The sequence below is a fragment of the Micromonospora sp. BRA006-A genome (assembly GCF_033433935.1).
GTDB lineage: Bacteria > Actinomycetota > Actinomycetes > Mycobacteriales > Micromonosporaceae > Micromonospora > Micromonospora aurantiaca.
Genome location: NZ_JANCLW010000001.1, coordinates 1,749,985 through 1,775,480 on the forward strand (window position 1 = coordinate 1,749,985; position 25,496 = coordinate 1,775,480).

Annotated in this window: 26 protein-coding genes and 1 pseudogene; 15 read left to right on the forward strand and 12 right to left on the reverse strand. The window is 73.6% G+C overall.

Annotated features, from left to right (window positions below; all coding sequences use genetic code 11):
- The first annotated feature begins 9 nt into the window (after positions 1-9).
- Together NMK34_RS08475 and NMK34_RS08480 are read left to right on the forward strand one after the other, a co-directional pair.
- Complete coding sequence (locus NMK34_RS08475) at positions 10-327, forward strand: hypothetical protein (protein ID WP_318332930.1); 318 nt, start codon at positions 10-12, stop codon at positions 325-327.
- A gap of 29 nt (positions 328-356) precedes the next feature.
- Positions 357-575: a flavin reductase gene (locus NMK34_RS08480; protein ID WP_318332931.1), complete on the forward strand. Its 219-nt coding sequence runs from the start codon at positions 357-359 to the stop codon at positions 573-575.
- A 31-nt stretch (positions 576-606) separates the two neighbouring features.
- Here the strand turns inward: NMK34_RS08480 and NMK34_RS08485 are convergent, their stop codons facing one another.
- Entirely contained in the window at positions 607-1,779 is a 1,173-nt protein-coding gene (locus NMK34_RS08485; protein WP_318332932.1) for a PQQ-dependent sugar dehydrogenase, read from the reverse strand.
- A gap of 86 nt (positions 1,780-1,865) precedes the next feature.
- On the opposite strand from NMK34_RS08485, the gene NMK34_RS08490 reads away from it, so the two are divergent.
- From NMK34_RS08490 to NMK34_RS08510, 5 genes are all read left to right on the forward strand, one after another.
- Positions 1,866-3,230: a glutamine synthetase family protein gene (locus NMK34_RS08490; RefSeq protein WP_318332933.1), complete on the forward strand. Its 1,365-nt coding sequence runs from the start codon at positions 1,866-1,868 to the stop codon at positions 3,228-3,230.
- A 149-nt stretch (positions 3,231-3,379) separates the two neighbouring features.
- Entirely contained in the window at positions 3,380-4,735 is a 1,356-nt protein-coding gene (locus tag NMK34_RS08495) for an aldehyde dehydrogenase family protein (protein ID WP_318332934.1), read from the forward strand.
- 5 nt (positions 4,736-4,740) lie between these two features.
- Positions 4,741-5,508 carry a 3-oxoacyl-ACP reductase gene (locus NMK34_RS08500; RefSeq protein ID WP_318332935.1) on the forward strand — a complete coding sequence of 256 codons (768 nt, stop codon included), beginning with the start codon at positions 4,741-4,743 and terminating at the stop codon, positions 5,506-5,508.
- On the forward strand, positions 5,505-6,218 hold the full coding sequence (locus NMK34_RS08505; protein WP_318332936.1) for a gamma-glutamyl-gamma-aminobutyrate hydrolase family protein: 714 nt from the start codon (positions 5,505-5,507) through the stop codon (positions 6,216-6,218). The genes NMK34_RS08500 and NMK34_RS08505 overlap by 4 nt, the downstream gene beginning before the upstream one ends.
- A gap of 208 nt (positions 6,219-6,426) precedes the next feature.
- A complete protein-coding gene (locus NMK34_RS08510) occupies positions 6,427-10,089 on the forward strand; it encodes a SpoIIE family protein phosphatase (protein ID WP_318332937.1) in 3,663 nt (1,220 codons plus the stop codon).
- A 25-nt stretch (positions 10,090-10,114) separates the two neighbouring features.
- Here the strand turns inward: NMK34_RS08510 and NMK34_RS08515 are convergent, their stop codons facing one another.
- Positions 10,115-10,882, reverse strand: a complete 768-nt coding sequence (locus tag NMK34_RS08515; RefSeq protein WP_318332938.1) for a DUF4352 domain-containing protein — start codon at positions 10,880-10,882, stop codon at positions 10,115-10,117.
- Between the two features lie 227 nt (positions 10,883-11,109).
- The gene (locus NMK34_RS08520; protein ID WP_318332939.1) at positions 11,110-11,424 is read right to left on the reverse strand and encodes an STAS domain-containing protein; all 315 of its coding nucleotides are present in this window, start codon (positions 11,422-11,424) and stop codon (positions 11,110-11,112) included.
- A gap of 94 nt (positions 11,425-11,518) precedes the next feature.
- On the opposite strand from NMK34_RS08520, the gene map reads away from it, so the two are divergent.
- Together map and NMK34_RS08530 are read left to right on the forward strand one after the other, a co-directional pair.
- Positions 11,519-12,376 (forward strand): type I methionyl aminopeptidase, encoded by an 858-nt coding sequence (map, locus tag NMK34_RS08525; RefSeq protein WP_030269849.1) that lies wholly within the window; start codon positions 11,519-11,521, stop codon positions 12,374-12,376.
- Positions 12,373-13,089 carry a VIT1/CCC1 transporter family protein gene (locus NMK34_RS08530; RefSeq protein ID WP_210893271.1) on the forward strand — a complete coding sequence of 239 codons (717 nt, stop codon included), beginning with the start codon at positions 12,373-12,375 and terminating at the stop codon, positions 13,087-13,089. The genes map and NMK34_RS08530 overlap by 4 nt, the downstream gene beginning before the upstream one ends.
- Positions 13,090-13,110: 21 nt before the next feature.
- On the opposite strand, the gene NMK34_RS08535 is transcribed toward NMK34_RS08530, so the two are convergent.
- From NMK34_RS08535 to NMK34_RS08545, 3 genes are read right to left on the reverse strand one after another with little or no spacing between them, the layout of a single operon-like run.
- Positions 13,111-13,839 carry a nucleotidyltransferase domain-containing protein gene (locus NMK34_RS08535; RefSeq protein WP_318332940.1) on the reverse strand — a complete coding sequence of 243 codons (729 nt, stop codon included), beginning with the start codon at positions 13,837-13,839 and terminating at the stop codon, positions 13,111-13,113.
- Positions 13,824-14,408: a GNAT family N-acetyltransferase gene (locus tag NMK34_RS08540; RefSeq protein ID WP_318332941.1), complete on the reverse strand. Its 585-nt coding sequence runs from the start codon at positions 14,406-14,408 to the stop codon at positions 13,824-13,826. The genes NMK34_RS08535 and NMK34_RS08540 overlap by 16 nt, the downstream gene beginning before the upstream one ends.
- Positions 14,405-15,619: a helix-turn-helix transcriptional regulator gene (locus NMK34_RS08545; protein ID WP_318332942.1), complete on the reverse strand. Its 1,215-nt coding sequence runs from the start codon at positions 15,617-15,619 to the stop codon at positions 14,405-14,407. Before NMK34_RS08545 ends, NMK34_RS08540 begins: the two co-directional genes overlap by 4 nt.
- Positions 15,620-15,834: 215 nt before the next feature.
- On the opposite strand from NMK34_RS08545, the gene NMK34_RS08550 reads away from it, so the two are divergent.
- Positions 15,835-16,149, forward strand: a complete 315-nt coding sequence (locus NMK34_RS08550) for a DivIVA domain-containing protein (protein WP_047893639.1) — start codon at positions 15,835-15,837, stop codon at positions 16,147-16,149.
- Positions 16,146-16,400 (forward strand): hypothetical protein, encoded by a 255-nt coding sequence (locus NMK34_RS08555; protein ID WP_013284657.1) that lies wholly within the window; start codon positions 16,146-16,148, stop codon positions 16,398-16,400. Before NMK34_RS08550 ends, NMK34_RS08555 begins: the two co-directional genes overlap by 4 nt.
- Before the next feature lie 8 nt (positions 16,401-16,408).
- On the opposite strand, the gene NMK34_RS08560 is transcribed toward NMK34_RS08555, so the two are convergent.
- From NMK34_RS08560 to NMK34_RS08585, 6 genes are all read right to left on the reverse strand, one after another.
- Entirely contained in the window at positions 16,409-16,876 is a 468-nt protein-coding gene (locus tag NMK34_RS08560; RefSeq protein WP_318332943.1) for a nitroreductase family deazaflavin-dependent oxidoreductase, read from the reverse strand.
- Positions 16,877-17,038: 162 nt separating this feature from the next.
- The gene (locus NMK34_RS08565; protein WP_318332944.1) at positions 17,039-19,717 is read right to left on the reverse strand and encodes an FtsX-like permease family protein; all 2,679 of its coding nucleotides are present in this window, start codon (positions 19,715-19,717) and stop codon (positions 17,039-17,041) included.
- The gene (locus NMK34_RS08570) at positions 19,714-20,445 is read right to left on the reverse strand and encodes an ABC transporter ATP-binding protein (RefSeq protein WP_318332945.1); all 732 of its coding nucleotides are present in this window, start codon (positions 20,443-20,445) and stop codon (positions 19,714-19,716) included. The genes NMK34_RS08565 and NMK34_RS08570 overlap by 4 nt, the downstream gene beginning before the upstream one ends.
- 19 nt (positions 20,446-20,464) lie before the next feature.
- Positions 20,465-21,046 carry a PadR family transcriptional regulator gene (locus tag NMK34_RS08575; protein WP_013284661.1) on the reverse strand — a complete coding sequence of 194 codons (582 nt, stop codon included), beginning with the start codon at positions 21,044-21,046 and terminating at the stop codon, positions 20,465-20,467.
- 69 nt (positions 21,047-21,115) lie between these two features.
- The gene (locus tag NMK34_RS08580) at positions 21,116-21,574 is read right to left on the reverse strand and encodes a ferritin-like domain-containing protein (protein ID WP_318336297.1); all 459 of its coding nucleotides are present in this window, start codon (positions 21,572-21,574) and stop codon (positions 21,116-21,118) included.
- A gap of 35 nt (positions 21,575-21,609) precedes the next feature.
- Positions 21,610-22,059, reverse strand: coding sequence for a hypothetical protein (locus tag NMK34_RS08585; RefSeq protein WP_318336298.1), 450 nt, complete (start codon positions 22,057-22,059; stop codon positions 21,610-21,612).
- A 263-nt stretch (positions 22,060-22,322) separates the two neighbouring features.
- On the opposite strand from NMK34_RS08585, the gene rimP reads away from it, so the two are divergent.
- From rimP to NMK34_RS08605, 4 genes and pseudogenes are all read left to right on the forward strand, one after another.
- A complete protein-coding gene (gene rimP, locus NMK34_RS08590) occupies positions 22,323-22,973 on the forward strand; it encodes a ribosome maturation factor RimP (RefSeq protein WP_018785889.1) in 651 nt (216 codons plus the stop codon).
- Positions 22,970-24,013 (forward strand): transcription termination factor NusA, encoded by a 1,044-nt coding sequence (gene nusA, locus NMK34_RS08595; protein WP_194799785.1) that lies wholly within the window; start codon positions 22,970-22,972, stop codon positions 24,011-24,013. The genes rimP and nusA overlap by 4 nt, the downstream gene beginning before the upstream one ends.
- A 15-nt stretch (positions 24,014-24,028) precedes the next feature.
- Positions 24,029-24,365 (forward strand): annotated as a pseudogene (locus tag NMK34_RS08600) (YlxR family protein).
- Between the two features lie 93 nt (positions 24,366-24,458).
- On the forward strand, positions 24,459-25,496 hold a 1,038-nt coding region (locus NMK34_RS08605; RefSeq protein ID WP_318336299.1), incomplete at its 3' end, for a translation initiation factor IF-2 N-terminal domain-containing protein.

Below are 25,496 nucleotides of genomic sequence, written 5' to 3' on the forward strand. Positions count from 1 at the left end.
GGCGCAGGAGTGGCGGGCGAACGGGGGCCGGTGGTGACGGTTCTGGTCGGTGTCCTCAGCGCCATCGGTCACATCGGGTACGAGCCGGACTGGGAATGCGAGCGTTGCCGGGAGCCGTGGCCGTGTCCCGCCCTGCGTCGCATTCCGCGTGATCAGCTCGATCCGGCAGCGCTCATCCGGATGATGGCGTTCCTCGTGCGCGGCGCGATCCGGGATCTGCGTGGCCGAGTCGAGGGGCCGGAACCGCCCGAGATCGTCCGGCGGTTCTTCTGGTTCCTTCCGCTCAGCGACGACGAGGCGCGTGCGATCGCCCGAAGGCTGCGGTGATGGGCCGTCGCGTGGTTCCGCACCTGCCAATGCGCCCGCTCTGGCGGTGCCGCAACTGCGGTGCGGAGTGGCCCTGCCAGCCGGCCCGTCTGTCGCTGCTCGTCGAGTACCGGGAGGACCGCACCGCGCTCCTGCTCTATCTCGGCGGGCTGATGGCCGAAGCGCGGGAACACCTCGCCCGGCTGAATCCCGACCACGCGCCGGATCTGCACGGCCGCTTCCTGGCCTGGGCACGGGTTCGTGGCTGACGCGGGGTCGGCTGTCCGCGTACCCAAGGGGTCAGATCGTGGGGCGGCGGTGGGTGAGCGGGAAGCGGAGGATGCGGTCGTCGCCGGCCGCCGGGGTGCCGCGGCCGTCGCGGTTGCTGGTCGCGACCCAGAGCGCGCCGTCGGGCGCCACCTCGACGGTACGCAGGCGGCCGTAGGTGCCGGCCAGCTCCGCCACCGGTACGCCGACGCGGCCGGCGGCGTCGACGGGCACCGCCCAGAGCCGGGCGCCGCGCAGCGCGGCGACGTAGAGCGTGCCCCTGGTGAACGCGGCGCCGCTCGGGGACGCCTGGGCGGGCGGCCAGACGACGACCGGGTCGCGGAACCGGGGATCACCGGCGACGCCCTCGACGAGCGGCCAGCCGTAGTTGCCGCCGGGCACGATCCGGTTCACCTCGTCCCACGTGCTCTGCCCGAACTCGGTGGCGAACAGCCGGCCGTGCCGGTCCCAGGCGAGTCCCTGCACGTTGCGGTGGCCGTAGCTGTAGACGAGCGAACCGGGGAACGGATTGCCCGGCGGCACGCCGCCGTCCGGGCGGATCCGCAGGATCTTGCCGTTGCGGCTGGTCAGGTCCTGCGCGCGGGCCGCCACCCCGGCGTCGCCGACGCCTGCGTAGAGCATGCCGTCGGGGCCGAACGCGATCCGCCCGCCGTCGTGGACGGCGCTGCGGGCGATGCCGCTCACCAGCACCTGCGGCGGCTGGGATGCGCCGAGGCGGAACCGGACGATCCGGATGTCGGCAGCCGTGGTGTAGGCGGCGTAGACCCACCTGTCGCGGCGGTACCGCGGGGAGACCGCGAGCCCGAGCAGGCCCGCCTCGCCGCCCGCGGCCACGTCGGCGATCCGCGCCACCTCGCGGGCCGGGCGTCCGGGGCGCACGCGCAGGATCGTGCCCCGGTCCCGCTGCGCGACCAGGGCGCTGCCGTCGGGCAGGAAGTCCAGGCCCCACGGCGCCTCCAGGCCGGTGGCGACGACGTGGGGGCGGCTCAGGTCGTAGCCGGACCAGCCGGAGCGTCCGTCGAAGCCGCGCAGGTCGAGCGTGACCGGTCGCGCGTCGGCGGTCGCCGGCCGGTCCGGCCCGGCGGCGGGTCGCCCCTCGGCGGGTCTGCGGTCGGCGTGCGCGTCGGTCGCTGCTAGCACGATCGCGAGGACGGCGGCGACGACCGCGACGGTACGACGGCGCATGTGCACTCCCCGGTTTCGCACCCGGCCTCGCCGGGGCATTGACGGTGATCCGGTTTGCCAGTAGACCTTGGTGATGGAGGCCCCTGATGAAACCAACGCCGCTCTCGCTGGAACAGTTGCGGGTCGCCGTCACCGAGGGTGAGATCGACACGGTGGTGCTCGCGCTCACCGACATGCAGGGCCGCCTGCAGGGCAAACGGTTCCACGCGCCCTACTTCCTCGACCAGGTGGTCACGCACGGCAGCGAGGGCTGCAACTACCTGCTCGCGGTGGACGTCGACATGAACACCGTCGACGGGTACGCGATGTCGAGCTGGGAACGCGGCTACGGCGACTTCGCCATGCGCCCCGACCTGGACACGCTGCGCCGGATGCCCTGGCAGCCCGGCTCCGCGCTGCTGCTTGCCGACCTGGAGTGGCTGGACGGCTCCGGCCCGGTGGTCGCCTCGCCCCGGCAGATCCTGCGCCGCCAGCTCGACCGGCTGGCCGCGCACGGGCTGACCGCGTACGCCGGCACCGAACTGGAGTTCGTGCTCTACCGCGACTCGTACGAGGAGGCGTGGCAGCGCGGCTACCGCGACCTGACGCCGGCCAACCAGTACAACGTGGACTACTCACTGCTCGGCACCGCCCGGGTCGAGCCGCTGCTGCGCCGTATCCGCACCGAGATGGCCGGCGCCGGGCTCACCCCGGAGAGCGCGAAGGGCGAGTGCAACCTCGGCCAGCACGAGATCGCCTTCCGGTACGACGAGGCGGTGCGCTGCGCCGACCACCACGTCATCTACAAGAACGGCGCGAAGGAGATCGCCGCCCAGGAGGGCATGGCGATCACGTTCATGGCCAAGCCGAACGAGCGGGAGGGCAACTCCTGCCACATCCACTTCTCGCTGCGCGACTCCTCCGGCTCGTCGGCGATGCTGGGGGACGGGCCCGCGCATCTGAGCGTCACCGGGCAGCGGGTGCTGGCCGGGTTGCTCGCCACCATGCGCGAGTTCAGCCTGTTCTTCGCGCCGAACATCAACTCCTACAAGCGCTATCAGCCCGGCTCGTTCGCGCCGACCGCGCTGCGCTGGGGCACCGACAACCGGACCTGCGCGCTGCGGCTGGTCGGGCACGGGCAGGGGATGCGGGTGGAGAACCGGGTACCGGGGGCCGACGTCAACCCGTACCTGGCGATCGCCGCGCTCGTTGCCGGCGCGGTGCACGGCATCGAGAACGAGCTGGAGCTGGGCGACGAGTGCACCGGCAACGCGTACGACGACCCGGACGCCGAGCGGGTGCCCACGACGTTGCGTGACGCGCTGGATCTGTGGCATGGCTCGGCGGTGGCCCGGGAGGCGTTCGGTGACGAGGTGGCCGCCCACTACGCCAACCAGGCGAAGGTCGAGCTGAGCGCCTTCGACGCCGCGGTGACGGACTGGGAGCTGACCCGTGGCTTCGAACGCCTCTGACCTCGCCGCCGCGCGCCCCGCCGCCGCGCCCGCCCTCGCGCCCCGCTCTCGACGCCGATCTTGCACTTGCGGCCCTCGGTGCGGGCGTTATGGGGCTTTCGCAGGGGCAGCAAATGCAAGATCGCGGGGGCGAGGGGAGGGGGGACCGCGTGGGTGAGGTGATCTCGCCTGTTGACGGGGCGGGGATCGGGGTCGTGCCGGGCTGCTCCGTTGACGACGTGGATGCCGCGATCTCGCGGGCTTCCGCGGCGTTCGAGACGTGGCGTCACGTGGCGCCGGGGGATCGGGGGCGGCTGCTGCGGCGGTTCGCCGCCCAGGTCGACGCGCACCTGGAGGAGCTGGCTCTCCTGGAGGTGCGCAACGCCGGGCACACCATCGGCAACGCCCGCTGGGAGGCGGGCAACGTCCGCGACGTGCTCGACTACTACGCGGGCGCGCCGGAACGGCTGACCGGCCACCAGATCCCGGTGCCCGGCGGGCTCGACGTCACGTTCCACGAGCCGCTGGGCGTGGTCGGCGTGATCGTGCCGTGGAACTTCCCGATGCCGATCGCCGGCTGGGGATTCGCCCCGGCGCTCGCCGCCGGAAACACGGTGGTGCTGAAGCCGGCCGAGCTGACCCCGCTCACCGCGCTGCGCCTGGCCGAACTGGCCCGCGACGCCGGCCTGCCCGACGGCGTGTTCACCGTGCTGCCCGGTCAGGGCAGTGTGGTCGGCGAGCGGTTCGTCGCCCACCCGGCGGTCCGCAAGATCTGCTTCACCGGCTCGACCGAGGTCGGCACCCGGATCATGGCCGGCTGTGCGGCCCAGGTGAAGCGGGTGACGCTGGAGCTGGGCGGCAAGTCGGCGAACATCGTCTTCGCCGACGCGGACCTGGAGAAGGCGGCTGCGACCGCGCCGTACGCCGTCTTCGACAACGCCGGCCAGGACTGCTGCGCCCGCTCCCGGATCCTGGTCCAGCGCCGGGTGTACGACAGGTTCCTGGAACTGCTCGAACCGGCCGTACGAGCGGTGCGGGTGGAGGACCCGGCCCGGGACACGGCCGAGATGGGCCCGCTGATCTCCGCCGCGCACCGGGACCGGGTCGCCGGGTACGTCGACGGGGCGGACGTCGCCTTCACCGGCTCGTGCCCCGACGGCCCCGGCTTCTGGTACGCCCCGACGGTGTTGCTCGCCGGCTCCCCGGCCGATCGGCACTGGCGGGAGGAGGTGTTCGGCCCGGTCGTCTCGGTGCTGCCGTTCGACGACGAGGCGGACGCGATCCGGCTCGCCAACGACACCGAGTACGGGCTCTCCGGCTCGATCTGGACGCGGGACGTCGGGCGGGCGGTGCGGGTGGCCCGCGCCGTCGAATCGGGCAACCTCAGCGTCAACTCGCACTCCTCGGTGCGCTACTGGACCCCGTTCGGCGGGATGAAGCGTTCCGGCCTGGGCCGGGAGCTGGGTCCGGACGCGCTGCACGCCTTCACCGACGTCAAGAACGTGTTCATCGGCACCGAGGAGTGATCACAGTGCAGGGACGGCTTTCCGACCGGGTGGCGGTCGTGACCGGCGCGGGCAGCGGCATCGGGCTGGCCACCGTACGGCGCTTCGCCGCCGAGGGCGCCCGGGTGGTGTGCGTGGACATCGACGCCGACGCCGGCGCCCGGGCCGCGCAGGAGGTGGGCGGTGAGTTCGTCGCCGCCGACGTGGCCGACGAGACGGCCGTGCGTGACCTGTTCGACGGGGTGGTGCAGCGGCACGGCCGGGTGGATGTGTCGTTCCACAACGCGGGCATCTCGCCGCCGGACGACGACTCGATCCTGGAGACCGGCCTGGACGCCTGGGAACGGGTGCTGCGGGTCAACACCACGAGCGTCTACCTGTGCTGCAAGCACGTCATCCCGCACATGCGCCGGCAGGGCAAGGGCTCGATCATCAACACCGCCTCGTTCGTGGCACTGATGGGCGCGGCGACGTCGCAGATCGCGTACACGGCGAGCAAGGGCGGGGTGCTGGCGATGACCCGGGAGTTGGGCGTGCAGTTCGCCCGCGAGGGCATCCGGGTCAACGCGCTGTGCCCCGGGCCGGTGGCGACGCCGCTGCTGCTGGAGCTGTTCGCCAAGGATCCGGAGCGGGCGGCCCGTCGGCTGGTGCACGTGCCGATGGGCCGGTTCGGCGACCCGGCAGAGATCGCCGCCGCGGTGGCGTTCCTCGCCAGCGACGACGCCTCGTTCATGACCGCCGCGCAGTTCGTCGTCGACGGCGGCATCACCGGCGCGTACGTCACTCCGCTATGACGCGACCTGTCATCGGCATCACCGCGTACGTCGAGCCGGCCGGCTGGGCGGTGTGGCGGGACGTGCCGGCGACGCTCGTGCCGCACGCGTACGTCCGGGCGGTCACCGCGGCGGGCGGCCGGGCCGTGGTGCTGCCCCCCGACGACGCCGACGCGGACGTGCTGGGGCTGCTGGACGGGCTGCTGCTGGCCGGCGGCGCGGACGTCGGCCCGGAGCGGTACGGCGAGCCGCCGGACCCGCGTACCGAGAGCCGCCCGGAGCGCGACGCGGGGGAGACGACGCTGCTGACCGCCGCGCTCGCCGCCGACCTGCCGGTGCTGGGCGTGTGCCGGGGGATGCAACTGCTGGCGGTGGCGTACGGCGGCCTGCTGCACCAGCACCTGCCGGACGTGGTCGGGCACGACGGGCACCGTCCCGCGCCGGGCGTGTACGGCTCGCATCCGGTGCGCTTCGCCGCCGGCAGCCGGACCGCCGAGGTGATGGCCGGAATGGACCGGGTCAACTCGTACCACCATCAGGCGGTGGCCGACCCCGGCGGCCTGGCGGTGACCGGCTGGGCCGACGACGGGGTGGTCGAGGCGGTGGAGGATCCGGCGCGGCGCTTCGTGCTCGGGGTGCAGTGGCATCCGGAGAACGAGCCGGACCCGCGGCCGGTGGCCGCGCTGGTCCGGGCCGCGGTGTCGGCCAGATCACACACCCGCGTTTCGTAGGTGCGCGGACAGCCGAATCGGCGGTCCCGCCGACCAGGCGAGGACCGCCCCGAGTCGCCCCGGGGCGCCGGTTACGCCAGGATGAGGCGGAGGTAAGCAGCGTCGAACGGTGCGGGTGCGTTACGTTGCTCGACCGTCGGGGTAGTAGGCGGGGACGGTCGGCGTGACAGCGCCGACCGTCGTGATCATGGCCGGAGCGGGAGGCTGCATGAGCTCGGCCCAGGGGGGCGGGGGCGACAGTCGTTCGTCCCCGGCGGCCGGCGAGATGTCACTGTCGCCGCTGCTCGCCGCGGCGTTCGCGGCCGGCGGCGAGATGGGCGAGCGGCTGCGCGGCTTCGACTGGTCCGCCACCCCGCTCGGCAGCCCGGACGGCTGGCCCGCCGCGCTCAGCCACGCGATCAGCACCATGCTGTCGTCCCGCGCCCAGATGGTGGTGTTCTGGGGCGAGCAGCACCTCGCCTTCTACAACGACGCCTACCGGCCCACCATCGGCGACAAGCACCCCGCCGTGATCGGGCAGGCCGCGCACCGGCACTGGGCCGAGACCTGGGACGTGCTCGGCCCGCTGCTGGACGGGGTGCGCCGCACGGGCGTGCCCTACCGGGGTGAGAACCACCCCTTCGTGCTGAACCGGCACGGCTTCCTGGAGGACGTCTACTTCGACGTCTCGTACGACCCGATCCGCGACGTCGACGGCACCGTCAGCGGGATCTTCTGCTTCGTCAACGAGACCACCGGGCGGGTGCTCGGCGAGCGCCGGCTGCGCGCCCTGGCCGAGCTGGGCAACGAGCTGGGCGACGTGCCGAGCATGCTCGAACTGGGCCGGGCCGTCACCCGCGTGCTCGACGCCCACCGCGCCGACGTGCCGTTCAGCGCGCTGTGGTTCGCCGACGAGCGCGGCACGCTCGTGCCGGGCGGCTGCTCCGGCGTGGATCCGGCCACCGTCGCCGATCCGCCGCCCGGCCTGCCCGAGGGCGAGCCGTTCACCGAGCCGCGCTGGATCGCCACCGCCGACCTGCCGGGCGCGGTGCCGCCGGACGCCGCCGGCCAGGCGCTCCTGCTGCCGCTGACCGCGACGAACGAACCGGCCGGTGTGCTGCTGCTCGGGGTGTCGCGCCGGCTGCCGTTCAGCGACGACTACCGCGACTTCGTCGACCTGGTCGCCGCGCAGGTGTCCCGGGCCGTCGGCAAGCAGCGGGCGTACGAGCAGGAACGCGCCCGCGCCGCCGAGCTGGCCGCGCTGGACCGCGCCAAGACCAACTTCTTCGCCAACGTCAGCCACGAGTTCCGGACTCCGCTGACGCTGGTCCTCGGGCCGATGGAGGAGATGCTCGCCGACCGGGAGCTGCCCGAGCGGTACCTCGACCGGCTCACCGTCATGCACCGCAACGGGCTGCGCCTGCTCAAGCTGGTCAACACGGTGCTCGACTTCTCCCGGTTGGAGTCCGGCCGGCTGGCCGCCCGCTACCAGCCCACCGACCTGTCCGACTACACCTCCCGGCTGGCCAGCACGTTCCGCTCGGCCACCGAGCGGGCCGGGCTGCGCCTGGTGGTGGACTGCCCGCCGCTGCCCGCGCCGGTCTACGTCGACCGGGACATGTGGGAGAAGATCGTCCTCAACCTGGTGTCGAACGCGGTCAAGTTCACCTTCGACGGCGAGATCCGGGTGCGGGTCCGCGCGACCGACGGCGCCGCCGTCCTGGAGGTGACAGACACCGGCGTCGGCATCGCGCCGGAGGAACTGCCGCAGGTCTTCGAGCGGTTCCACCGGGTGGCCGGCGCCCGCTCCCGTACCCACGAGGGCACCGGGATCGGGCTCGCCCTGGTGCGCGAGCTGGTCGAGATGCACGGCGGCACGGTGACCGCGCACAGCGTCGTCGACCGGGGCACCACCTTCGCGGTGACCATGCCCTTCGGGTACGCGCACCTGCCCGCCGACCGGGTGGCCGCCCTGTCGCCGGTGCCGCTGACCGAACCGGAGCAGGCCCGCCTGTACGTCGCCGAGACGGCGCTCTGGACCGACGAGGTGGCCCGCCCCACCGGGCTGCCGGAGCCGTCCGGCTCGCCCGGCGGGTCCGGCCGCATCCTGTTCGCCGACGACAACCCCGACCTGCGCGAGCACGTCGCCCGGCTGCTCTCCCCGGCGTACGAGGTGGTCGCCGTGCCGGACGGCGTGGAGGCGCTGCGGCTGGCCGTCGAGACCCCGTTCGACCTGGTGCTGACCGATGTGATGATGCCCCGGCTGGACGGCTTCGGGCTGGTCGCCGCGCTGCGCGCCGAACCGGCGACCCGGCACGTGCCGATCGTGCTGCTCTCCGCGCGGGCCGGCGCCGCCGAGGAGGTCGCCGGCCTGTCCACCGGCGCGGACGACTACCTGACCAAGCCCTTCTCCAGCCAGGAGCTGGTGGCCCGGGTGCGGGCCAACGTCGAGCTGGGCCAGTTGCGCGGGCAGATCATCCGCCGCCTGCGGGCCCTCGCCGACGCCGCCGTGGAGATCAACACCGCCCGGTCCACCGCCGAGGTGGTGCGGGTGGCCGCCCGGCACGCGCTGCGCCTGGCCGAGGCCGGACGCGTCCGGGTCACCGCCACCGGGGCCCGCCACGAGGAGGACGCCGGCGGCGACCTGCCCGTCGAGCCGACCGTGGTGTTGCCGCTCACCGGCACCGCCGGCGAGCAGCTCGGCGAGCTGCGGGTGTGGCGCCGCGAGGGCGGCGGCACCGAGGAGGCGGCGCTGGCCCAACTGGCCCGGCTGATCGGCGTACGGCTGGAGAACGCCCAGCTCTACGAGGCCGAGCACCGCATCGCCACCACGCTTCAGCACAGCCTGCTGCCGCGTACGCTGCCGCAGTTGCCCGGCGCGGTGGTGGCCAGCCGGTACCTGCCGGGCAGCGCCGACGTGGAGGTCGGCGGCGACTGGTACGACGTGATGGCCACCGCCGACGACGACCTGGTGCTGGTCATCGGCGACGTGGTCGGCAAGGGCGTGCGGGCCGCCGCGGCGATGGGCCAGCTCCGCAACGCGCTGCGGGCGTACGTCCTGGAGGGCTACGACCCGGGCGAGGCGCTGACCCGCCTCAACCGGCTGGTCCACTCCGCCGGCAGCGGCTCCTTCGCCACCGTCGTCTGCCTCGGCTTCTCCCCGCGCACGGGCAGGATCCGGTACGCGAGCGCGGGCCATCCCTCACCCCTGCTGATCCGAGGAGACGACGTGGCGTTCCTGCACGATCGGGCCCTCGGACCGCCGATCGGTGCGATCCCCGGCGCCGTCTACCCGGCCGCCGAGGGCGAACTCGCGCCGGGCAACCGGCTCCTGCTCTACACCGACGGCCTGATCGAGGACCGGTCCGCGGGCATCGACGCCGGGCTGGGCCAGTTGCGGGCCGACGCGACGGCGCGCGCCGCGCACGTGGCGGACCTGGTCGACGCCGTCGTGGCCCGGGTGGCCGAGCGGTCCCGGCACGACGACGTGGCGGTGCTCGCGCTGGAGGCGGCCGAGCTGAACCGGTTCGCGCTGCGTCTGCCCGCCGACCCGACCCGGCTCAGCGTGCTCCGCAAGCGGCTGGAGGACTTCCTCCTCGCCCACCACGTCGGCGAGACCGACCTGTTCGACCTGACCGTGGCGGTCTCCGAGGCGGCGGCGAACGCGATCGAGCACCCGGTCGACCCGGTGGACCCGACGATCGAGGTCGAGGTGACGATCGCCGACCGTACGGTCACCGCGACCATCCGGGACAGCGGACGCTGGCGGGAGTCGAGCGGGTCGAGCTTCCGGGGACGCGGGCTGGCGCTGATCCGGGCGCTGGGGGAGATGGACGTGACCCGTACCGCGAACGGCACCGAGCTGACGCTGCGCCGCCGGCTGGCCGACTGACACCGGCGCGGCGGCGCAGCGGCGCCTAGAGGGTGACCTCCGCGTCCTCGGCGAGGGTGAAGAGCCCGGCGTCGAACACCAGCTTCACGAGCTTCGTCCCCTTCGGTACGTCGAAGTAGACGTTCGCCTTCACGGCGTTCCCCGGGTTGATCTCGTCGAGGAAACCCTCGCCGTCCTCGTTGCCGTAGATCGCGGCCTCGCCGTCGGCCTCGTACTCCCGGCCGGTCGCGTCGAGGGCGCTGACGGTGCCGTCGGCGTGGAACAGCTTCGCCTTCTTGGTGACGTTCTTCGCGGTGAGGACGACCCGGCAGAAGCTTCCCTGTGCCTTCTTGTTCAGGAAGTCACTGCCCACCTCGGCGATGCCGCACTTGATGCTGTGCGCGGTGAACTCGAAGTCACCGCCGCGCACCGTGTCGCCGATCCGGTAGGCCTTCGGCCCGTCGGCGGGTTTCTCGCTCTTGGCCGGCGGCGGTGCGGCGGCCGAGGTGGGAGCGGAGGTCGTGGTCAGCCCGGCGCCGTCGGCGGCGGGGGCCACGGGAGCGTTGCTGCCGGCCGCGTCCGGGCTCTTGTCGTCGCCGGTCAGGGCGAGCAGGGCCGGCCCACCGCAGCAGAACACCACCACGACGGCGACGCCGATGAGCACCGGCATGAGCCAGTTCTTCTTCGGCGGGGGTCCGAAGCCGGGCTGGCCGGGCGGCGGCGAATACGCGCCGGGCGGCCCGGGCGGCGGCGGGGGATAGGAGCCCGGAGGACCGGGCGGCGGGTACGAGCCAGGGTTATGTGGTGCGGTCATGGTGATGCGCTCCCAGGTGATGTGCCCCCGCGCCCCGCGGAGGCGATCATCGACGCTGCCACATCGCCCTCGGCCCGCATAGATCGTTCACTGTCCGGTGCCCGACCGCGTTCACCCGAACAGTCCGCGCGCCGTGACCTCGGCGGCTGCCGGAATTCCACGGCAGTCGTAGCGGTCCGGCCGGAACGGGCGAGTGCGCCTCCGGAATCCGGACAGCTTCCGTACCGTCAGGGCCGGGCGAGCCAGTCCTGGTCGCCCAGGCCGGAGATGTCCAGTACGCGCCGGACCTGCGGGGACGGCAGCACGGTCAGCGCGTCCGGGAACCGCTGGGCGAGCCGGACCACCGCGTGGATGGCGGCCGAGTCGAAGAAGGTGACCGCCCGCAGGTCGAGCGTGAGCTGCTTGGTGGGCTCGCGGAGCGCGGTCTGGAACATGGTGTCGGCGGTCGCCATGTCGACCTCGCCGGTCACCTGGACGCGCAGTCGGTCGCCGTCGACCTGCGCCGTCACGGAGAAGACGGGCGCCGCGCCCCCTTGATCCACGGAGCAACAATGGCACAGCGTTTGCGGCACGGCAACAACCTGCCCGGCGGGCCTGTGGCGGAGGGCACACCACCCCCGGCGATAGGCTTGGGCCATGACCGTCCGTGCGCCGCTGACCCCCGGCACGCTCTCCCCGTGGCGAGCGGTCCCCGCCCACATCCCGCGCCCGGAGTACGTGGGTAAGAAGCGGCCCCAGGAGTGGCGCGGCTCGCACGTGCAGACGCCGGAGACCATCGAGAAGATGCGCGTGGCGGGGCGTCTCGCCGCCCAGGCCACCCAACTCGCCGGTGAGCACTGCAAGCCCGGGGTGACCACCGACGAGATCGACAGGGTGGTGCACGAGTTCCTCTGCGACCACGGCGCCTACCCGTCGACGCTCGGCTACCGAGGCTTCCCCAAGTCGTGCTGCACCAGCCTCAACGAGGTGATCTGCCACGGCATCCCGGACACCACGGTGCTCCAGGACGGCGACATCATCAACGTCGACGTCACCGCGTACCTGAACGGCGTGCACGGCGACACCGACGCCACGTTCTGCGTGGGCGAGGTGAGCGAGGAGGCCCGCCTGCTGGTCGAGCGGACCCACACGGCGATGATGCGCGGCATCAAGGCCATCGCGCCGGGCCGGCAGATCAACGTCATCGGCCGGGTGATCGAGTCGTACGCGAAGCGTTTCGGCTACGGCGTGGTCCGCGACTTCACCGGGCACGGCATCGGCGAGGCGTTCCACAGTGGCCTCTACGTGCCGCACTACGACAGCCCGCGCCCCACCGACGTGATGGAGCCCGGCATGACGTTCACCGTCGAGCCGATGATCACGCTCGGCACCTATCAGTACGACATGTGGGACGACGGCTGGACGGTGGTCACCAAGGACCGCCGGTGGACGGCCCAGTTCGAGCACACCATCGTCGTCACCGACGACGGCTACGAGATCCTGACACTGCCGTGACCGACACCCCTGCGGCACTGCGCGAGGCACACCACGCGGACGTCTCCGGCGGCTGGCTGCGCCCGGCCGTCTTCGGCGCGATGGACGGGCTGGTCACGAACATCGCGCTGATCGCCGGTGTGGGCGGCGGCGGGGTGTCGCCGCGCAGCGTGGTGCTCACCGGCACGGCCGGCCTGGTGGCCGGCGCCATCTCGATGGGCCTCGGCGAGTACACGAGCGTCCGGTCCGCGAACGAGCAGGTCGCCGCCGAGGTGGCCAAGGAGCGGCGCGAGCTGGAACGCCACCCGGAGGCCGAGGCCCGGGAACTCGCAGACGCCTGGGTCGCCCGTGGACTGTCCCGTGAGCTGGCGACGCAGGTCGCCGAGGCGGTACGCGCCAACCCGGAGGAGGCGCTGCGGGTACACGTACGGGAGGAGCTGGGCGTCGACCCCGACGACCAGCCGAGCCCGTGGGCCGCCGCGATCTCGTCGTTCATCTGTTTCTCGATCGGCGCGCTGGTGCCGCTGCTGCCGTACCTGCTCGGCTTCACCAGCCTCTGGCTGGCGCTCGCCGTCGGCGGCGTCGGCCTCTTCGTCGCCGGCGCGATCGTGGCCCGGTTCACCAACCGCGCCTGGTGGCGTGCCGGTCTGCGGCAGTTGCTGCTCGGCGCGCTGGCAGCCGGCGCGACCTACCTGATCGGCGCGCTGATCGGCGTCGGCGGCGGCATCGGCTGACGGTCGGCCGTCGGCGGGCCGTCAGCCGGACAGCAGATCGTCGATCGTGCCGTCGACCGGCCGGCCCCGGGCGGCCAACTCCTCGGCCTGGCGGGTCAGTGCCGCGCCCACCTCGGTCATGTCCGCCCCGGCCAGCCCGGTACGCCGCACCGCGTCCCCGGGGTCACGGAAGTAGGTGCGGCTGAACAGTCCCTGCACTGTCGCGGCGGCCAGCCGCGCCTCGCCGAGCATGAGCAGCGCCTGGTCCGTCTCGTACCACTCGGCCAGCCGCAACGCGCGGGCGTGCGCCGCGCTGCCCCGGTACCACGCCTGCCGCGCGGCGCCGGTGAACTCCGCCGGCCGGGCCCGCGCCAGGCGCGCCAGGTGCTCGTCGCGCAGCTTCGGCAGCCAGCCGGTCGGATCGTGCAGGGCGCGGGTGGTGACGTACCGGTCCGCGGCCAGCGGCCAGCGGGACGTGATCGTCGTCGCCCGGCGCAGGTAGTCGTCCGCCCCGGCCACCGTCAGGTCGACGAGTACGCCGTCCACCCGCCGGGTGGCGGGCGGCGGTCCGGCGCCGGGCCGGTAGGTGACGACGAGCAGGCCGACCTCGCGGTCCCCGCCGCCGTCGTCGTCTCCGTGCGCGAGCGGACCGTGTACGGCGACCGCCAGCACGTCGGCCGGGAACCGCCGCAGGACGGCGTCACCGACGCGCTCGGCCACCTGCCACCGCGGGTCGCCCAGACGCCGCTCGGCGTTCACGTCGAGCGCCACGGTCCACCTCCGCCCGAGCGGTCGCCTGCGGCAACCCTAGCCAGATCGCGGACCAGTAGTTCCATCGAAGGACCCCACGGCAGCTCGGAGTGCCCAGCAACTCGCCAGCCGTTGCGGCGATAGATGCCGTTCGCCCGGCTTCGCGGATCGGAGGCGAGGGTTGCCCAGCTCTCCGGGCGTCCCTGAAGAAGTCGACGCATCAACTCCGCGCCGACGCCACGAGATCGATACCGCGGATGCACGATCCATTCCAGTACGGCGAACTTGTCGCGGTCCCGTACCTCGGCCGGGGGTTCATCCTTCGCCCGAGACCACCAGGTGCCGGCGGCCATGGTCCACCCGTACGCCGCTCCGATCAGTTCCTCGCCTTCCCAGGCCAGGACGAGGCGGAATCCCGGCCGCGCCGCCTCGTCGGGCAGCCCGGTCCGGAACCGGGCGACCTGTGCCGGGCCTTCGAGGTAGGGCGGCTCGGCGTAGACCAGCGCATACAGGTCGGCGAGAGCGTCGACGACAGACGTCAGCTCGTCCGGACGGCGTCGGTCGAAGGTGACGGACGGCGGAGGCGTCACCGCTGGACTCGGTCCATCAGTTCCCGGTAGAGCGGCCGGTGCCGCTCTCTGTCGGGTACTGCCGCCGTGACCTGCATAGTGACCGCGCGCACCAGTTCGTTGTGTTGTTCCCGTGGCAGGCGGTCGAGCAGATCGGCCGCCGCCGTCAGACCGTCGGTGATGTGACCGGCCCGGACCGTCGCCGCTGCCTGATGCAGTTGTACCTGCGTGCGCAGCCGGACCTGGGTAGCGGGATACAACTCCAGGGCCCGGGCCTGCGCTGCCGCAGCCGCCTTCTGGTCACCGGAATGGGTGTAGACCCAGGACTCCGTGTGTCGCAGACGATGTTCCGGCCAGCCCCAAAGCGATTCGACGTCCCCGACGACGGTGGCCGGGAGTCTCTCGATCTGCTCGCTCAGATGACGCACGGTCGCGACCGCCTCGTCGTGCCGCCCGGCGAGGGAGAGTGCCTGCGCCCGGCCCGCCAGCAGACCGCAAGTGGCTGCCGACGGCCTGCCGGCGAGCGGCAGGACCTCTTCGGAGATCGTGACGACGGTGGCGGGTCGTCGACCGTCGTAGCAGCCGTTGACGATGTCCCAGGCGCGCGTCAGGACTCGTGTGTCGGGATCGCGGGATTCGTCGGCGGCTCTCTGGGCGCTGGCCCACCATCTCCTCGACAGCAGGGCGTGTCCCGACGCGACGAGGCTGAGCGCGACGATCACCGACAGCGCCGCGGCGGCACGTAGCAGCTGTGGGCGGCGCCGATCGTCAACTGCGGCGAGTTGATGCTGAAGGACCGTCAGATCCCGGCCGAGTTGGGTCATCAGCTGATCGTGCGGCTGGCGATAGTAGGCCGTGCCGTAGGAGGAGACGATCTCGGTCCACGCGTCGGAGTCGACGTCGACCGCGGTGTCGAGGCCGTGCCGCAGCGCCTCCCAGCCGACCAGCCGGTCGACTGTGGGGAGAGCAGCGAGCGAAGTCATGGCTTGGAGGACGGACCGTCTCGACATGTCGATGTCGTCGGCACACCTGCTGTCGTACGCCTTCTTGAGCGATCCGTCCGTCGACAGTGCCCGGTCATAGGCGGCCACGACGGCGGGGTTGACGGGTCGGTCGCCACGCTCGATCTGCCCGAGGTAGCCGAAGTCGTACCTGATGAGGTCGGCGAACTTCCGCAGTGACCAACCGGCGGCTACCCGATGCTGCCTGAGTATGTCCCCGAAACGGTCCATGCCGTCCTCTCCGGCTGTGGGCTTGCGTGTGGGCCCACTGCTCACCGCTGCCGCCTGCTCTCCGTAATCGGGATGCTACCCATGCCGACCTATTCGGCGCGGCCCGTGTGAGCCCTATCGGCGTACCGCGATCACGCTGCGACGGCAGGCGCCGGGAGCGGGCCGTCATCGGCCCGCTCTCCACGGCCGGATGGCACCGACGAAGGACAGGTTCGATGAGGATCATCCCTTTCCGACGCCGACGCAACCGTCGGCCCGAGCGCCGTGCGACGTGCTATCGCTCTGCGGCGTACCGGACGCTGCGCCCCTGGCAGGTCCGGGAGCGAACGTTCAGATCCACACCACTGGGCCGGCGCGGGCTCGACCCCGAGCAGGTCCGGGAGTTCCTGGATCTGGTGGCGGGCGACCTGGCGACGGTCTACGACGCGCTGGCCGAGAGCCGCCGGGAGACCGGCCGTGTGAAGGACGCCCTGCGGCGCTGGCAGTCCGAGCAGGCCCGTGCACGGGCCGAGCGGGAGCAGGAGCGATGACCGAGCGGTGGGTCATCCATCTGCCGATGGTCGTCAACGACCTCGTGTCGGCGCAGCGACTTGCCCGTGTGGTGGCACATTGGAGCCACGTCCTCCCGCAGACCGAACCAGGCGGCACCAGCGTCTCGCCCGAGGACGACCAGAACGTGCGGCACTGGGTCTTCTGCGACCGAAACCTGTCCGAGGGACGACGCTGCCTGCTCCGCCCCGATCACGACGGCGACTGCTCGCCGCGATTCCGGCCACGGTGAGCCGTCGCTCAGGCGTTCGGGACCAGCCGGAACACGCGGATCTCGCGGCCACCGGCCCGTTCGACGTACGTGCGGTACGCGGGCCACTCCTGCACCAGCCGCTGGAACAGCCGTTCCCGTTCCTCGCCGGTGACCTGCTCTGCGGTGACCGGGATCCGGCGTCCCTTGACGTCCACCTCGGCGGCCGGGTTCGCCATCAGGTTGGACGTCCAGGACGGCTGGTGCTGCTGCCCCCAGTTCGAGCCGATCACCACGTAGGCGTCGCCGTCGGGGACGTACACCAGGGGGTTGCTGCGGGGCTTGCCGGAGCGGCGGCCGGTGGAGGTGAGCACCAGCGTGGGCACGAGCCCGAAGGCGACCACTCGGCCCTTCGTCATCCGGCCGACCAGCCGGTCGGCCGGGACGAGCAGGCGCATGGTGGCGCCGAACCAACGCTGGTGACCGAGACGGCGGGTGAGGGTTCCCAGGGCTGACATCCGACAAGTGTGCCGCCCACACCGCGCCCCGTCACCCCCTCGGACGGTCAGTCCGCCCCAAGGTCGACTCCATCTCCCCGAAGTGGTGGCATCCACCCCGCCGCGATGCCGCCACTCCGGCGAAATGGTGTCGATCATGACCAGGTGGCCCGGGCGGCCGGCTCAGTCGAGCCGGCGTTCGATCGGCAGGCGGGACCGGGTGAACAGCGCCGCGCCGCCCATCGCCACCAGCGGCACCACGACCAGCACGGCGAGCGTCACGCCGGGCACCGTCACCGGGTACGGCGGCTGCACCGGCCAGGACTCGGCGTACCGCTGGTTGAGCGAGGCCAGGACGACCACGGCGGAGCCGAGCCCGGCGACGATGCCCAGCGCCGAACCGAGCACCGCGATCACCCCGGCCTGGCAGAGCGACAGCAGGCGGCGTACCCGGGGATCGGCGCCGACCGCCGCGAGCGTGGACAGATCCCGGCGGCCCTCGGCCGCGGCGAGGCCGGTGGCGACCGCGGCGGCGCCGAGCGTGATCACACCGGAGGCCACCGCGAGCAGGAGCAGCATCGGGCGCTGGTCCGACGGCGGGTCGGCGGTCGCCACCTGCGCCGACATGGGCCCGATGTCGAACAGCTCGTCGGTCAGCATCTCCATCTGCCGGTCGGTGGGCGAGCCGGCGGTGTCCAGCAGGTAACCCATCGGCACGGCGGACAGGCCGAGCGCGTCCGCGGCGGCGGGGGAGAGCACCAGCCGGTCGACCGTGAGACCGCCCCGCAGCGCGTACGCGGGCAGGAGACGCCCGGTGGGCGGGCCGCCGGAGTTGTCGTTCACCTCCACCCGGACCTGCCCGTCCACCACCCGCCGGGCGTCGGTGACCACCACGCCCCCGGCGGCGAGCGTCCGCCCCGCGGCGGCCAGTTCGTCAGCCGGCGCTCCGGTGAGCGCGGCCAGCGCGCCGCCGTCGTCCACGAGCGCCGGCAGGTAGACGTCGACCGGTTCCTGGAAGGGGCTCACGCAGCGCGGATCCCGCCGGGCCGTGTCGGGGACCGGGCCGGCGGCGTCGTACGGGCAGCGCTGCTCGGGCGGAACGAGCGCGTACGCGGTGCAGTCGTTCTTGTCCCGGACGTCGTCGGCGCACCCGGGGGTCGCGACGGACACCACTGTGGCACCGGGCAGGACCGCGCGGGCCCGGTCGGCGACGACCTCGGCCGACGGCGGGTCCGCCGGGGTCTCACCGGAGTGGGTGAGCAGCACGTTCCCCGGCGGCAGGCCGGGTTGCCAGAGCGCCTGCGACCGGGTCTCGTCGCTGGCCACGTAGACGCCGAGCGCGACGCTTCCGGCCACCGCCGCCATCACCGCCGAGATGGCGGGCGCGGCCGAGGACCGGTTGCGGCTGGCGTCGCGCAACGCGAGCCGGGGGGTCAGCGGCAGCAGCCGGCCGGCCCGGCCCAGCACGCCGACGAGCGACGGGGTGCAGAACACCAGCCCCAGTTCGCCCAGCGCGACGCCGGCCAGCACTCCGGTCTGCGAGGTGCGACCGGCGGCGAACGCGGCGATCGCGGTCCCGGCGACGGTGAGCGCCAGCCCGACCAGCAGCCAGCGGCGGCGTGGCCGGGTCGCGTCGCGCCGGCCGGCCAGGCCGGTCGCCACGTCCTGCCGGGCCGCCGTCCAGGCCGGCGCCATCGCCGCGAGCACCCCGGCGAGCACCGCCGTCGCGGCGATCGCCACCAGCGCGGCCGGGAAGATCCGGTACGCCCCGAGGCGCTCCCCGAGCAGGTACTGCTCGACGATCGGCCGGCCGGCGAACGCCGCCCCGATGCCGAGCAGCATGCCCAGGGCGGCCCCGCCGGCGCCGAGCACCACCCCGTCGGCGAGCACGATCCGGCGCAGGTGGGAGGCGTCGCCACCGGCCACCGCGACGAGTGCGAGGTCCCGCCGCCGGCGCCGGACGCTCACCGCGAAGGCCGGGCCGACCAGCAGCACCACCTCCAGCAGGCCCAGCCCGCCGACGACGCCGACGACGCCCGCCTCGTCGGCGTCCGGTACGGACATGCCGCGGCTGAACTCCTGCCGTCCCGGCAGCGGGCTGCGGGCGACGACCTGGACGCCCTGCGCGTTCAGCCGGTCGGCGAGCCCCGGTTCCAGCGGGCCGGGCAGGTCCACCAACCAGGTGTCGCTGCCGGCCGTGCCGTCCGGAGTCACAGCGGGCAGCGTGATGACGTCGCGGAGGTTGTCCGGATACTCCACCACCCCGACCACCCGGTACGTGGCGCCGTCGATGGTGCGTACCGGATCGCCGATGCGGGTCTCCAGCCGGCGCAGCGCCGTCGGGCTGACCGCGAGCTCGTCGGGGCGTACCGGCGGCCGGCCGTCGCGTACCCGGGCCAGCGGCCGGGTGAGCGGGTCAGTCAGGTCGACGGCGCGCGCCTCGATCGACTCGACGTGCCGGTCCACCCGTGTCGAGAACGTCATCCACCAGCGGGTGCGCGCCAGCCGGCTGCCCTCGGGCAGCAGCGCGCGCACCTCCTCGGCGGTCGCCGGACGGGTCCGGCCGACCCAGTCGCCCTCGACCGGCCAGGCCGACTCGCCCCAGGCGTCCTGCGTCACCGGCGTCAGGCTGTCCCAGCGCAGGGCGACGTCGGCGCCGCCGAGCTGGCGCTCGATGCGCTCGGCGCGGGTCAGATCACCCATGTCGTAGCTGACCGCGGCGAAGCTGAGGCCGAGCACCGGCAGCGCGATCATCACCAGCACCAGCAGCGTGCGCCGCCGGGACCGCCGGGCCTCCCGGCGGGCGATCCGCAACGCGGTCCGCCACGATCCGCGTACGGCGGCGAGGCGGCCGCCGGTCACCGGCTGCTGCCGCTGAGCAGGTGGTCGACGCCGATCAGCGGGGCGGTCGAGTCGACCATCACCCCGTCGCGCAGGAAGACCACCCGGTCCGCCCAGCCGGCGTGCCGGGCCTCGTGGGTGACGAGCACCCCGGCCGCCCCGGCGTCCACCCGGCGGCGCAGCAGGTGCAGCACCGCCTCGCCGGTCTGCGAGTCCAGCGCGCCGGTCGGCTCGTCGGCGAGAACCAGGCGGCGTTCGCCGACGAGGGCCCGGGCGATCGCCACCCGCTGCTGCTGGCCGCCGGACATCTGGTCCGGGAAGCGGTCGGCCAGGTCCTCCAGGTCGACCTCGCGCAGCGCGGCCAGCGCCGACTGGCGGGCCGCCCGTACGCCGGTGCCGTCCAGTTCCAGCGGGAGCGCCACGTTCTCCACGGCGGTCAGGCTGCCGAGCAGGTTCAGGTCCTGGAAGACGTACCCGATCCGGCGGCGGCGCAGCCGGGCCAGCTCGCGGGCGGACAGCCCGCGCAGCGTCTCGCCCTCGACCACCACCTCGCCGCCGGTGGGCCGGTCCAGGCCGCCGGCGAGCGCCAGTAGCGTGGACTTGCCGGACCCGGAGGGGCCCATCACCGCCACGAGTTCGCCGGCCCGCACGGTCAGGCTCACGCCGCGCAGCGCGTGCACGGCGGCCTCACCGGCGCCGTGGGTCCGGCGGACGTCCCGCAGTTCCAGCACCCCGTCGATCGGGTCCATCAGCGCCTCCCGTGCCGGGTCACCGGCGGGCTTCGTCGCCGGCCCGGTCCACCGCCTCGGGGTGGTCGACCGCCCGGATCGGCGCCGGGCGGTGCCGGACCAGGCTCGTCTCGCAGTGGTCGAGCCACCGCACCTCGGCCTCGGTCTGGAAGATCATCGCGTCCAGCACCAGCCGCCAGGGTAGATCCTCCGGCTTGTCGCTCGTGTACTTCAACCGGGTGAACTCCTGGAGCGCGCGCATGGTGGCGGTGCGCTGGGTCTGCACCACCGACCGCACGTCGACGCCGGGGGTGGTCAGCGCCAGTGCCAGTTTGATGGACAGCTCGTCCCGGGGGCGGTCGGCGCGGCTGATCGGCGTGGCGAACCACAGGGCCAGGTCCGCCCGTCCGGCGTCGGTGATCTCGTACGGCCGCTGCCCGCTCTCGTTCTCCGGCAGCGGCCGGACCAGTCCGTCACGTTCCAGCCGGGCCAGCGTGGTGTAGACCTGTCCGATGTTCAGCGGCCAGGTCGACCCGGTCGACTCCTCGAACGCGGCGCGCAGTTGGTAGCCGTACATCTGGCCGCGTTCGAGCAGGGCGAGCAGGCCGTGACGGATGGACATGACCGCGAGTATGCATACCTGGTATGCGCAACGCAACCGGAGTGTTCCGCCGGGTGACCGGCGCCGCGCTCAGGCCGGGCGGCCCGGGAACGGAACGGTGACCGGCGTCACCCCCGCCGTACGCCGCCAGCGGGTGGCGCGCAACGCGCAGTCGGTGAGCGCGGCGAGCGCCGTGTTCCGGTCCGCGCCGGTGGTGTGCGGCAGCGCGGCCCGCCAGTGCCCGGCCGTCCGCTCCTCGATCTCCACCGCCAGGCGCAGCGCGCTCGCCCGGTCCGTCACCGGGTAGGGCAGCGCGTATCCGGCCCGGTCGGCGGGCACCTGCCCGGAGCCCTCGGCGAGCTGGAGCAGCAGCGCGTCGCGGCGGGACCGGTGGGCCGCCTCGGCGGCGCGGGCCGCCGTACGCGCCGCCTCGGTCAGGTGCACGCCGATCACCCCGTACGCCCAGATCGCCGCGTACTCGGCGGCGAGCGCGTCGGCGAGGGCCGAGGTCGGGCCGGTCGTCGGGTTCACGCTGAACCAACCGGGCATGAACTCACGGCCCTCGCTCCGCTCGGTGCGTCCGTTCACTTGAGCGCCTCCACGTGTGTGGCCCGCGCCGCGGCGATCGAGCCGAGCAGCGCGGCCCGCTCGGCCGGCGCTGCCGCGCACGCCTTGGCCGCGTTCGTCCGGCCCTCCTGCTCGGCCCGGCGCAGCTCGGTGAGCACGGCGTCGGGCGCGGGCGCGCTCGCCGAGCCGCCGGGCGCCGGTGTGCCGGAGGGCGCCGGCCGGCCGATCACACGGTGTAGCTCCTCGGCGTGCGCCCGGTGCGCGTCGGCGATCGGGGTGAGCCGCCCGGCCAGCGCCGGGTCGGCGGTGGCGGCGGCCCGGTAGCGGGCCTCCAGCGCGAGCGCCTCGGCCACCAGCGGCTCCAGCGCGTCCGGCTCCGGTGGCTCCTCGTCGCGGTCGAAAAGATCACAGCCGGTCAGCGGCGCGGTCGCGCCGCCGAGCGCCACGAGCCCGCCGGCGCGCAGCAGCCAGCGTCGGGAATGCCCCGCTCTGACCTGGTCGGATGGTGTTCTGCCGATCCCCACCTGACAGAGTCAACACCATTCGCGCCGTCTCGTGGGTCAGGGTCTCGGTGCGCCGCCGGGTCCGTCGGCGGTCGTTAGCGTTACGCTCTGCGCAACCACCGGGCGCGGACGCCCCGGTGGCGCGCCGGTATGGCGGGCCGATCGCCCGCACCGGCCCGGGACAACACGGCCCGCGGGTCGTGGCAACAGCAGGAGAGGTGCGCGCAATGACGCAGCGTGGCCGTGCCACCCGGTCGACGGGGCCCGCCGGGCGGCCCCGCCGGTCCGACGGCCCCCGCGGCACGGACCGGAGCGGCGCACCCCGCGGCGATCTCGCCGCCCGCCGCAACCGGCTGCGCGAGGTGATCGAACCGGTCGTCACGGCGGCCGGTTACGACCTGGAGGATCTCTCCGTCTCCCGCGCCGGCCGCCGGCACGTGGTCCGGGTGATCGTGGACGCCGACGGCGGGATCAACCTGGACGCCGTGGCGGACGTCTCCCGCGCGGTCTCGGCGGCGCTGGACGCGGCCGAGGAGGCCGGCGGCGACATCGTGGCCGGCGAGTACCAGCTGGAGGTCAGCTCGCCCGGCGTGGACCGCCCGCTCACCCTGCCCCGGCACTGGCGGCGCAACGCCGGGCGGCTGGTCAAGGTCACCGTCCGCGGTGACGCGGGGGACCGTCAGCTCACCGGCCGGATCACTGCTGCCGACGACGAACGCGTGGTGCTGGAGACCGACGCCGGCCCCGCCGAACACCCGTACGCCGAACTCGGGCCCGGCCGGGTCCAGGTGGAGTTCAACCGCCTGGACGACCTGGCCGACGAGGACTTCGGTGACGACACCGACGACGACGAAGATCTGGAGGACGAGGAGAGGTGAACATCGACCTCGCGGCGCTGCGCGCCCTGGAGCGCGAGCGGGAGATCCCGTTCGACACGATCCTCGCGGCGATCGAGACCGCGCTGCTGACCGCCTACCGGCACACCGACGGCGCCGAGCCGCACGCCCGGGTGGAGATCGACCGTAAGAGCGGGGCCGCCTCGGTCTACGCGCAGGAACTGGACGCCGACGGCTCGGTGACCCGGGAGTGGGACGACACCCCGCACGACTTCGGGCGGATCGCCGCCATGACCGCCAAGCAGGTGATCCTCCAGCGGCTGCGGGAGGCCACCGACGAGGTGCACTTCGGCGAGTACGTCGGCCGCGACGGTGACCTGGTCACCGGCGTGGTGCAGGCGCACGAGACCCGCCGGGAGAAGGGCATCGTCAGCGTCGACCTGGGCAAGCTGGAGGGCGTCCTGCCGCAGTCCGAGCAGGTCCCCGGCGAGCGGTACGAGCACGGCGAGCGGATCCGCTGCGTGGTCGTGCACGTCGCCAAGGGAATGCGCGGCCCGCAGATCACGCTGTCCCGGTCGCATCCCGCGCTGGTGAAGAAGCTGTTCGCGCTGGAGGTGCCGGAGATCGCCGACGGCACCGTGGAGATCGGCGCGATCGCGCGTGAGGCAGGTCACCGTACGAAGATCGCCGTGCGTTCGACCACCTCCGGCGTCAACGCCAAGGGTGCCTGCATCGGCCCGATGGGCCAGCGGGTCCGGGCCGTGATGAGCGAGCTGCACGGCGAGAAGATCGACATCATCGACTGGTCGGACGACCCCGCCACCTTCGTCGGCAACGCGTTGTCGCCGGCCAAGGCGCTGCGGGTCGAGGTGGTCGACCTGGCCTCCCGTACCGCCCGGGTGACCGTGCCGGACTTCCAGCTCTCGCTCGCGATCGGCCGGGAAGGGCAGAACGCCCGCCTCGCGGCCCGGCTGACCGGTTGGCGCATCGACATCCGGTCCGACGCGGAGACCGCGGCCCCGCAGAGCCGGGGCGGAGCTGATCACGTACCGGAGCCGGGCGGCGCGATCTCGGGAAGCTAGGGGTAGACTTTCTCAGTGGTACGACGCGCGCTGCCGGAGCGCACCTGTGTGGGCTGCCGGAAGCGAGCGCCGGCCAGCGAGTTGTTGCGGGTCGTCGCGATCGGTGACGAGGCTGGTCACACCAGTCTCCGGCCCGATCCGGCCCGCAGACTGCCGGGTCGGGGAGCGAACATGCACCCTGATCCGGCCTGCTTCGCGCAGGCGTTGCGGCGTCGCGCCTTCGGGCGAGCACTGCGCCTCACCGGGGTCCCCGACCACGGTGCGCTTGCGGAGCACGTCGACGCGCAACCCCCGACGACCGGTCAAGCCCGACCGGTCGAGGGTCGCTAGCAAGGTAGGACGACCGACATGAGCACACGATGAAGTCCCTGAAATGACCAGGCTTCAAGTGCACGAGTGAGGTCGCTGCGGGTGCTGCCCGCACGACCTCGGAGTGAGGAGTGCAGTGGCAGGAAAGGCCCGCGTACACGAGCTTGCCAAGGAGCTCGGGGTCGAAAGCAAGACCGTTCTCGCCAAGCTCAAGGAAATGGGCGAGTTCGTGAAGTCCGCGTCCAGCACCGTCGAGGCGCCTGTCGCCCGGCGGCTGCGTAGCGCGTTCGTAGCCGGTTCGTCGGCGCCAGCCGGCCCGCCGGCTGCCGCGCCCAGTGGCCCGGCACCGACCCCGACGCCCACCCCGACCCCGGGTGCCCCCCGGGTCTCGGCCAAGCCGATGCCGCCCCGGCGTCCGGCCGCGCCGACCCCTGGACCGAAGCCCAAGGGCCCGGTCCCCGGCCCGCCGCAGCCGGCGACTCCGGTCGCCAAGCCGGCGAGCGCGCACGACATCGAAGTGGCGGCCGCCGAGGCGCGTGCCGCCGCGCTCAAGGCTGAGCAGGAGGCCGCGGTCAAGGCCGCCCAGGCCGCCCGCCAGCAGCAGCGCGAGACCGTACGCCGGGAGCCTCCGGCCGAGGGCGGTCCTCGCCCGGGTCCGCGTCCCGGCCCGAACGCCATGCCGCCGCGTCCGGGTTCCCCGGCCGCCGGTCGTCCCGGCGGTCCGGGCCAGGGGCAGGGCCCCGGTGCCCGGCCCGGCGGTCGTCCGCCGGCGCGCGGCGCCGGTAACAACCCGTTCGGCATCCAGGGCGGCCAGCAGCAGCGGCCCCCGGCCGCCGGTGCGGGCGGTCCTCGTCCCAGCCCGGCCGGCATGCCGCCGCGGCCCAGCCCGGCGTCGATGCCGCCGCGGCCGAGCCCGGCCTCGATGCCGAGCCAGCGTCCGACCACCGGCCGTCCCGGCGGCCCCGGTGGCGGTCGTGGCGGACCCGGCGGTGGCGCCGGTCGTCCCGGCGGCGGTGGCGGTGGCTACCGCGGTGGACCCGGTGGTGGCGGCGGTGGCGGTGGCTACCGCGGCGGTCCCGGTGGTGGCGGCGGTGGCGGTGGCTACCGCGGCGGTCCCGGTGGTGGCGGCGGTGGCGGTGCGCCCGGCGGTGGTTTCCGTCCGGGTGGTCCGGTC

Bases quoted from the DNA above. Each gene is read 5' to 3' on its own strand.
- NMK34_RS08580 (WP_318336297.1), bottom strand. From the start codon at position 21,574: ATGCCCGGTTGGTTCAGCGTGAACCCGACGACCGGCCCGACCTCGGCC.
- map (WP_030269849.1), top strand. From the start codon at position 11,519: ATGACCGTCCGTGCGCCGCTGACCCCCGGCACGCTCTCCCCGTGGCGA.
- rimP (WP_018785889.1), top strand. From the start codon at position 22,323: ATGACGCAGCGTGGCCGTGCCACCCGGTCGACGGGGCCCGCCGGGCGG.
- NMK34_RS08550 (WP_047893639.1), top strand. From the start codon at position 15,835: ATGAGGATCATCCCTTTCCGACGCCGACGCAACCGTCGGCCCGAGCGC.
- NMK34_RS08510 (WP_318332937.1), top strand. From the start codon at position 6,427: ATGAGCTCGGCCCAGGGGGGCGGGGGCGACAGTCGTTCGTCCCCGGCG.
- NMK34_RS08555 (WP_013284657.1), top strand. From the start codon at position 16,146: ATGACCGAGCGGTGGGTCATCCATCTGCCGATGGTCGTCAACGACCTC.
- NMK34_RS08505 (WP_318332936.1), top strand. From the start codon at position 5,505: ATGACGCGACCTGTCATCGGCATCACCGCGTACGTCGAGCCGGCCGGC.
- NMK34_RS08515 (WP_318332938.1), bottom strand. From the start codon at position 10,882: ATGACCGCACCACATAACCCTGGCTCGTACCCGCCGCCCGGTCCTCCG.
- NMK34_RS08480 (WP_318332931.1), top strand. From the start codon at position 357: ATGCGCCCGCTCTGGCGGTGCCGCAACTGCGGTGCGGAGTGGCCCTGC.
- NMK34_RS08545 (WP_318332942.1), bottom strand. From the start codon at position 15,619: ATGGACCGTTTCGGGGACATACTCAGGCAGCATCGGGTAGCCGCCGGT.
- NMK34_RS08485 (WP_318332932.1), bottom strand. From the start codon at position 1,779: ATGCGCCGTCGTACCGTCGCGGTCGTCGCCGCCGTCCTCGCGATCGTG.
- NMK34_RS08490 (WP_318332933.1), top strand. From the start codon at position 1,866: ATGAAACCAACGCCGCTCTCGCTGGAACAGTTGCGGGTCGCCGTCACC.
- NMK34_RS08575 (WP_013284661.1), bottom strand. From the start codon at position 21,046: ATGTCCATCCGTCACGGCCTGCTCGCCCTGCTCGAACGCGGCCAGATG.
- NMK34_RS08560 (WP_318332943.1), bottom strand. From the start codon at position 16,876: ATGTCAGCCCTGGGAACCCTCACCCGCCGTCTCGGTCACCAGCGTTGG.
- NMK34_RS08570 (WP_318332945.1), bottom strand. From the start codon at position 20,445: ATGGACCCGATCGACGGGGTGCTGGAACTGCGGGACGTCCGCCGGACC.